Below are 6,638 nucleotides of genomic sequence, written 5' to 3' on the forward strand. Positions count from 1 at the left end.
GAATTGGTTCCCGGAGACAGGAGTAGGACAATGCAGGTGCTGGCGGCGATCTCAGCTTGGAGCGTGCTCGCCTTCGCTTTTTTGTTGTTCATTGTCCAGGTTGTAGCGCGCGAGTTTGGTTTCTGGCTGGGCCGCCGGTCGGCCGCCACTACGAGTACTCACGTGGAGGGTGTGAGCGTCATGGTGGGCGGCCTGCTGGCGCTGCTCGCCTTCGTCCTGGCGCTGACACTTTCTTTCGCCAGCGCGAGATTCGATGAACGGCGCCTTGGCTCTCTCGCCGAGGCGAATGCCATCGGTACGGCGTGGTTGCGGGCCGATGGCCTGGGCAATCCACGTGGGGATGAGATAGCCCGTCTTCTCAAGGAATATGCGGGGCTGCGCGACCGATACATCGAGGTCGGTCACGACCGAGAAAAAGTGAAGGAAATCGACGCGCGCACATCGACCCTGCAAAATGAGATCTGGGGCAATGTCACAGCGGTCACACGGCAGCGGGCAGACGCCATTGCCGGTCAATTGGCAGCCGCGGTGAACGAGGTGTTCGATACGACGACGGCTGAGCGATTTGCCTATACCTATAAGTTTCCTCCCCAGATTATCTGGCTGTTATTTCTCCTGGCGCTGCTCTCCATGGGTGGGGTTGGATACCAGCTTGGGCTGCGAGGCAAGCCGCTGCGCCTGATCGCGACGCTGCTGACGCTGACTTGGACAGTTGTGATCGTCGATATTCTTGATCTTGGCACGCCGCGGATCGGCACGTTCCGTACTGGCACGGCGGTCTACGAATGGACCCTGAGCGGTATGCAAGCGCCTATCCCACAGCCGGCTTTGCCGGCGACAGCGCCAAAATAATCTCAATCAGTCCGGTTTCTGCGGGCGATTCAGAATTGCCCGGGCAATCGAACCATCAATCGCTTAAAGACCCGCTCTGGCTTGGGCAGATTCGCTGGCGGGCGAAGCCTGCGCCGCATCGGGCGTCCAGCATAATTCGCCGACCAGCGCTCGCACCAGGCGGATCACGATCTTCGCAGCCGAGGTCATCGGCCGCTGCACGGCCGTGGCCAGCATAAGGTGGCGCACGAGCGGCGGATCAATCAACGGCCACCAACGCAGCCGGCGGGCGGCAATCCGCGGTTCTGTCGCCGCATAGCAGAGGATGGTGTAACCGACCCCGGCCTCGACCAGCGAGAGGGTGGAATTCATCGCGTCCATCTCATGCTCGATGCGCAGGGAGACACCCGCGTGAGCCATCTCCTGGTCAACCTGAACGCGCAACCCATGCGGCCGCGCCGGCATGATCAGCGGCAGAGTGGCGAGGCGTGGCACCCGCACCGGCCCATCGCCCAACCCCGCCGGATCCCCGGGCGGCCCGAGCAGGATGAGCTCCTCCTCCAAAAGCGGCTCCATGAGCAGCGTCGGGTGTTTCGGCGCGTTGTAGACGATGCCGATGTCGATCCGCCCGGTGGCGAGCCATTCCAGCACATGGCCGCTGAAGCCCTCCACAGCATGCAGAGAAATCCCGGGATAGGCGGCAAGGCAGCGCTGCACGAGGGGCACCGTCAGCACCCAGCCGATGGAGGGTGGCATGGCGATGACCACTTTGCCGCTTGGCGCATCCTGCCGTGCCGACATCTCGGCCTTCAGCCGATCCGAAATTCCTACCATGTCGCGGGCATGACCGGCCAAAAGCTCGCCTGCGGTCGAAAGCACGACGCCACGCCCGTTGCGATAGAACAGCTGCTCTCCGAATTCCTCCTCCAGCATGCGCACTTCGCGGCTCAGCACCGGTTGGGTGAGGGAGAGACGCACAGCCGCCTTCGAGAAGCTGCCCGTCTCGGCCACGCACAGAAAATGCCGCAACTGCCTCAGTTCCATGGATTCGCTCCTCGCTTCACGGCTGCGTGACCTCTCCGGGCCATCATAGCTGCTATAGCACATTCGTACGCTGGCGCAGCTCCGCCACGGGGATTAGCGTTCCGGGCAAGAGCAAAGCCGCCAAGGCGGCCTCGGGGAACGTCACTCACGGACCGACAAGCATCCGTGTCCAAGCTGAGCGCCGCATCGCCGAAGCCCCACCTGTCGTGCTTGGCCAAGGGAAGGATTCTCGTCTTCATGCGGATCGTCGTTACAGGTGCGGCAAGCGGAATAGGGGCCGCGACCGTGCGCCTGCTCGCAGCGCAAGGCCATCAGCTTGTCTGCATGGATCGCGACGCGGCGGCGCTTGAAAGGGTTGCCGGCGCGCAGGCAGCGATCCCTCTCGATGTATCGGACGAGGGCGCGGTGATCGCTGCCTTCCGCGAGGCGGGAGAGCGGTTGGGCGGCCTTGACGGGCTTGCAACCTGCGCGGGGATTTACGAGACCACACCGTTCTTCGAAACCACGGCCGAGACATTTCGCAAAGTACACGAGGTCAATGTCATCGGCACTTTCCTCTGCTTGCGCGAGGCCGCGAGGCTGATGGCGCCGGGCAGCCGCATCTGCACGGTCGGGAGTGTCGCAGGGCTCCGCGGCGGCGGGCTTGCCGGCACGGTTTCCTACGCATCGAGCAAGGGCGCCGTTCTGGCGATGACGAAGAATGCCGCGCGCGCACTGGGGGAGCGCGGCATCGCGGTCAATACCGTCGCTCCCGGCATGATCGAGACGCCGTTCGTCACGCAGCCGCTGTCGGACCCCGACATTCGCCGGCGGATCGAAGGCATGGCCATTCAGAATCGCCTTGGAACCGCCGAGGAGATTGCCCAGGCAATTGCCTGGCTTCTGTCACCGCAATCCTCCTTCTGCACCGGCATGACGCTGGTCGCCGATGGCGGGATGGTGATGCATTGAGCCTATGACGCCCGTGCCCGGCGCACGGCAGGAGGAGTGGAACGTGGCAGGACAGGAACTGGGCTTTGTCGGCGTTGGCCGCATGGGCGGATTGATGACGGAGCGGCTACTCGCCGCGGGCCACAGCGTGACCGTGTCGGATCCGTCGGAAGCGGCGGTCGCGTCTCTCGTCGCGCACGGCGCCAAACGCGCCAACAGCGCGGCGGACGTGGCAGCGGCAACGGACATCGTCTTCACCAGCCTGCCCAGCCCGCCGGTGGTGGAAAGCGTCGCTCTCGGTCCCGATGGCGTCGTCCATGGCGGCCGCGCGCGCATCTTCGTCGATCTCTCGACCACCGGGCCGCGCGTCGCGGCGCGGATTGCCGCGGGCCTCGCCGAACATGGGATCACCGCGGTCGATTCGCCCGTCAGCGGTGGATTGAAAGGCGCGCGGGAGGGCACGCTCGCTGTCATGGCCTCCTGCCCCAAGGACACATATGAGATCGTGCAGCCTCTGCTCGCGATCTTCGGAAAGCTCTTCTACATCGGCGAAAAGCCGGGCTCCGCTCAAACGTTGAAACTCGTCAACAATCTCCTCGCCGCGAGCGCCATGGCGATTTCGGCCGAAGGCATGGTGATGGGCATGAAGGCCGGGTTGGACCCCCGCGTGATGATCGACGTCATCAATGTCAGTAGCGGGCGCAACAGCGCCATCCAGGACAAGTTCCCGAAATCCGTGCTGCCTGGCACCTTCGATTTCGGCTTCATGACCGGCCTTTCCTACAAGGATGTGCGGCTGTGCCTGGACGAGGCCGAGGCCATGGGCATTCCCATGGTGGTCGGCTCCGCCGTGCGCCAGATGTTGGCGGTGACGAACGCGCTCTACGGGCCGGAATCGGATTTTACGTCCATTGTGCGGAGCGTCGAGAGCTGGGCCGGGGTGGAGGTTCGCGCATGAGCGCCCCGGCCGTGGTTGCGGCCGGGCGCACCCGGCCGCTTTGCCGGGACCTCGCGGCCCAGGCGCGCGCGGCCACTATTCCGCGTGCCTCTGAATGCCTGGAGAAGATCCGCATCTGCCTGCTCGATTTCCTGACATGCGCCCTGGAATCGCGTGATCTGCCGATTTCCGTGCAGGCGATCCGCTTTGCGGCACAGGAGGCGGGGTCCGCGCCCGTGCTGTTCACCGATCATAGGGCGCCGGTGCCACAGGCCGCCTTCGTCAACGCGGTGATGGGTCACGGTCTGGTGCGGGAGGACATGCATACCGGCAGTGTCAGCCATCTCGGGGTGGTCATATGGCCGACGCTGCTCGCCCTTGCCGCGCGCCGTTCCGTGAGCGGGAGTACTTTGGTGGAAGCGGCGATCCTCGGCTACGAGATCGGCGGCCGCTTCGGCCGCGCCATCATCAGCCCTGATTTCGCCCGCACTTTCCGTCCCACGGGCTTTACCGGCCCGATCGCCGCCGCCCTTGCCGGCGCGCATCTGCTCGGCCTCGATGAGGAGGAGACGGCAAGCGCCCTGTCTCTCGCGGTGAATACGCTCAGCGGTTTGAACGAGTGGCCGGCGACCGGGAGTGACGAGATGTTCTTCCATCCCGGCTTCGCGGCGCGCAATGCCGTCACGGCGGTCGAACTCGCGGCGTTCGGCGCCCGCGCCTCGGAGACGGTGCTGGATGGGGCAGCCGGTTTCTTCGCGGCCTACCGGCCGGGTAAGCCGGCACCCGCTATCCGCCTTTTCCCGGACGACCTGCCAGAGATCCTCGCCGTCTACAACAAACCAGTTCCAGCCTGCAACTATGCCCAGACTCCCTGTCAGGCGATGCTTGCCCTGGCGCGGGAGGAACCTCTGCGGCCGGAGCAGATCGAAGCCATCCTGGTGCGCGGCACGCGGGCCATGAAGCTCTATCCCGGCTGCGACTATGCCGGCCCCTTCGGTCGCATCCTGCAGGCCAAGATGAGCATCCAGTTCGGCGTCGCCGCCGCCCTCGTGCGTGGCGGGGTTCGCGAGGAGAATTACCGTCGGCTGGATGATCCGGAGATTCTGGGCCTCGCCCGACGCATCACAGTCGATGAGGACCCGGCCTTCAACGCGGCCTACCCGGCGCGGCAGGGCGCGGCCGTGGATGTCACCCTGACGGACGGCCGCCGCCTCACGCGCCGGTTGGAGGATGTGGTGCCGGCCACGCCCGATGGGGTGCGTGCGCGCTTCCAGGAGGCCGGTGGCGCCATCACCGGCGCGGCGCGGGCTGCGGCCATCACAGAAACCGTCGGGCAGCTGGAACGGTTGGAGGATCTCGCCTCCCTCCTCGCCCTTCTGCGCGGTTCGGAAAAAGGAGACAGGATATGAGCAAGGAAACCTTCGATCGCGGGCTCGAAATCCGCAAATCGGTGCTGGGCGCGGAATTCGTCGAGAAGTCCTTCGCGGCCGCCGATGACTTCAATATGCCAATGCAGGAATTGACGACGGAATACTGCTGGGGCGCCATCTGGGGCCGGGAGGGCCTGCCCCGCAAGACGCGCAGCATGTTGAACCTGGCGATGATCAGCGCGCTCAACCGTCCGCACGAGCTCAAGATGCATGTGAAAGGAGCGCTGCGCAACGGTGTCACGAAGGAGGAGATCCGCGAAGTCCTGCTCCAAGTTGCGATCTATTGCGGGATCCCGGCGGGGGTGGACGGGTTCCGCATCGCCCGCGAGGCCTTCGCCGAAGAAGCGAAGGCCGCCGAATAACATCTGGGCCGTCGGGGTGCTGCCACATCCCGCCCGCCACCGCTAGAAAGAATGACGATGCCGGATGCGCTGCCCGTCTATGAACTCTATGCCATCCGCTATGCCACGCGCGAGGGACGGCGCGCCGATAACTTCGTCGGCGGTGACCCGCATGACGGGCCGATGCGCATGGATTATTTCTGCTGGGTGATCAAAAACGATGAGCGCAGCTTCGTCGTTGATTGCGGCTTCACGGCCGAGATGGCGGCCAAGCGTAAGCGTGACTATCTGCGCTGCCCGGTCGAATCTCTGCAGTTGCTTGGCCTCTCGGGTGAGACCACGCGCGATCTGGTGCTGACCCATCTGCATTACGATCACGTCGGCAGCATCATGAAATTCCCGGCAGCTCAGCTGCATCTCCAGGAGCCGGAACTGCATTACGCCACCGGCCGCTACATGCGCCATCCCTTCCTCAACCACGCTTTCGAAGTGGAGGAGGTGGTGGAGGTGGTACGCCGCAACTATGCCGGGCGCGTCACCTTCTATCGTGGCGACGCGACGCTCGCGCCCGGCATCAGCCTGCATCTCGCCGGCGGCCATTCTGGCGGGTTGCAATTCGTCCGTGTCCATACCAAGCGTGGCTGGGTTGTGTTGGCGTCGGATACGATGCATTTCTTCGAGAACATGGATAGCGGCCGGCCCTTCACCACCGTCTTCAACCTGGGCGACGCGGTAGAAGCATTCGATCTCGTGCGCGCCCAGGCGCCGAGCCGCGACCACATCATCCCCGGCCACGATCCTCTGGTGATGGATCTGTATCCCCCGGCACGGCCGGATCTGGAAGGGATTGTGGTGCGTCTCGACGAGCCGCCGCGCCACTCGCTTTGAGAAGCGGTGCAAATACAACCGGCCGCTTGGCGGCGAGGCGTTTCTATAACTGCTATGCTGGAACATTCTATTCAAGAGATATCCGGGGGCGCGCAGAGTTGCGGCCAAGAACAAGAGGGAGGACGGGCGGCAACGACCGCTCCATATGCTCATGCCGACACAGTTCCTGCCGCCTGATCCTGCCACCGTCACGGCCGCCACCCGCAGCCTCAAGCCGGCGATGACCCGGGACGAAAA

Annotated in this window: 7 protein-coding genes; 6 read left to right on the top strand and 1 reads right to left on the bottom strand. The window is 64.5% G+C overall.

From position 1 onward, the window contains the following. Nucleotides 1–852 (top strand): hypothetical protein (locus tag VL752_RS18250; protein WP_325357359.1); only part of this gene is annotated, 852 nt, incomplete at its 5' end. 63 nt (nucleotides 853–915) lie between these two features. Here the strand turns inward: VL752_RS18250 and VL752_RS18255 are convergent. Continuing rightward, nucleotides 916–1,875, bottom strand: a complete 960-nt coding sequence (locus tag VL752_RS18255; RefSeq protein WP_325357361.1) for a LysR family transcriptional regulator — start codon at nucleotides 1,873–1,875, stop codon at nucleotides 916–918. Nucleotides 1,876–2,112: 237 nt separating this feature from the next. On the opposite strand from VL752_RS18255, the gene VL752_RS18260 reads away from it, so the two are divergent. The 5 genes from VL752_RS18260 to VL752_RS18280 are packed head-to-tail and all read left to right on the top strand — an operon-like array spanning nucleotide 2,113 to nucleotide 6,401. Continuing rightward, nucleotides 2,113–2,826, top strand: coding sequence for an SDR family NAD(P)-dependent oxidoreductase (locus tag VL752_RS18260; RefSeq protein WP_325357363.1), 714 nt, complete (start codon nucleotides 2,113–2,115; stop codon nucleotides 2,824–2,826). Nucleotides 2,827–2,830: 4 nt separating this feature from the next. Next, nucleotides 2,831–3,763: an NAD(P)-dependent oxidoreductase gene (locus VL752_RS18265; protein WP_325357365.1), complete on the top strand. Its 933-nt coding sequence runs from the start codon at nucleotides 2,831–2,833 to the stop codon at nucleotides 3,761–3,763. Next, nucleotides 3,760–5,151: an MmgE/PrpD family protein gene (locus VL752_RS18270; protein ID WP_325357367.1), complete on the top strand. Its 1,392-nt coding sequence runs from the start codon at nucleotides 3,760–3,762 to the stop codon at nucleotides 5,149–5,151. Before VL752_RS18265 ends, VL752_RS18270 begins: the two co-directional genes overlap by 4 nt. Further along, complete coding sequence (locus VL752_RS18275) at nucleotides 5,148–5,534, top strand: carboxymuconolactone decarboxylase family protein (protein WP_325357369.1); 387 nt, start codon at nucleotides 5,148–5,150, stop codon at nucleotides 5,532–5,534. The genes VL752_RS18270 and VL752_RS18275 overlap by 4 nt, the downstream gene beginning before the upstream one ends. Nucleotides 5,535–5,585: 51 nt before the next feature. After that, nucleotides 5,586–6,401: an N-acyl homoserine lactonase family protein gene (locus VL752_RS18280; RefSeq protein ID WP_325357371.1), complete on the top strand. Its 816-nt coding sequence runs from the start codon at nucleotides 5,586–5,588 to the stop codon at nucleotides 6,399–6,401. Nucleotides 6,402–6,638 lie beyond the last annotated feature (237 nt).

Origin of the sequence: Acidisoma sp. (genome assembly GCF_035492295.1) — a bacterium.
Lineage (GTDB): Bacteria > Pseudomonadota > Alphaproteobacteria > Acetobacterales > Acetobacteraceae > Acidisoma.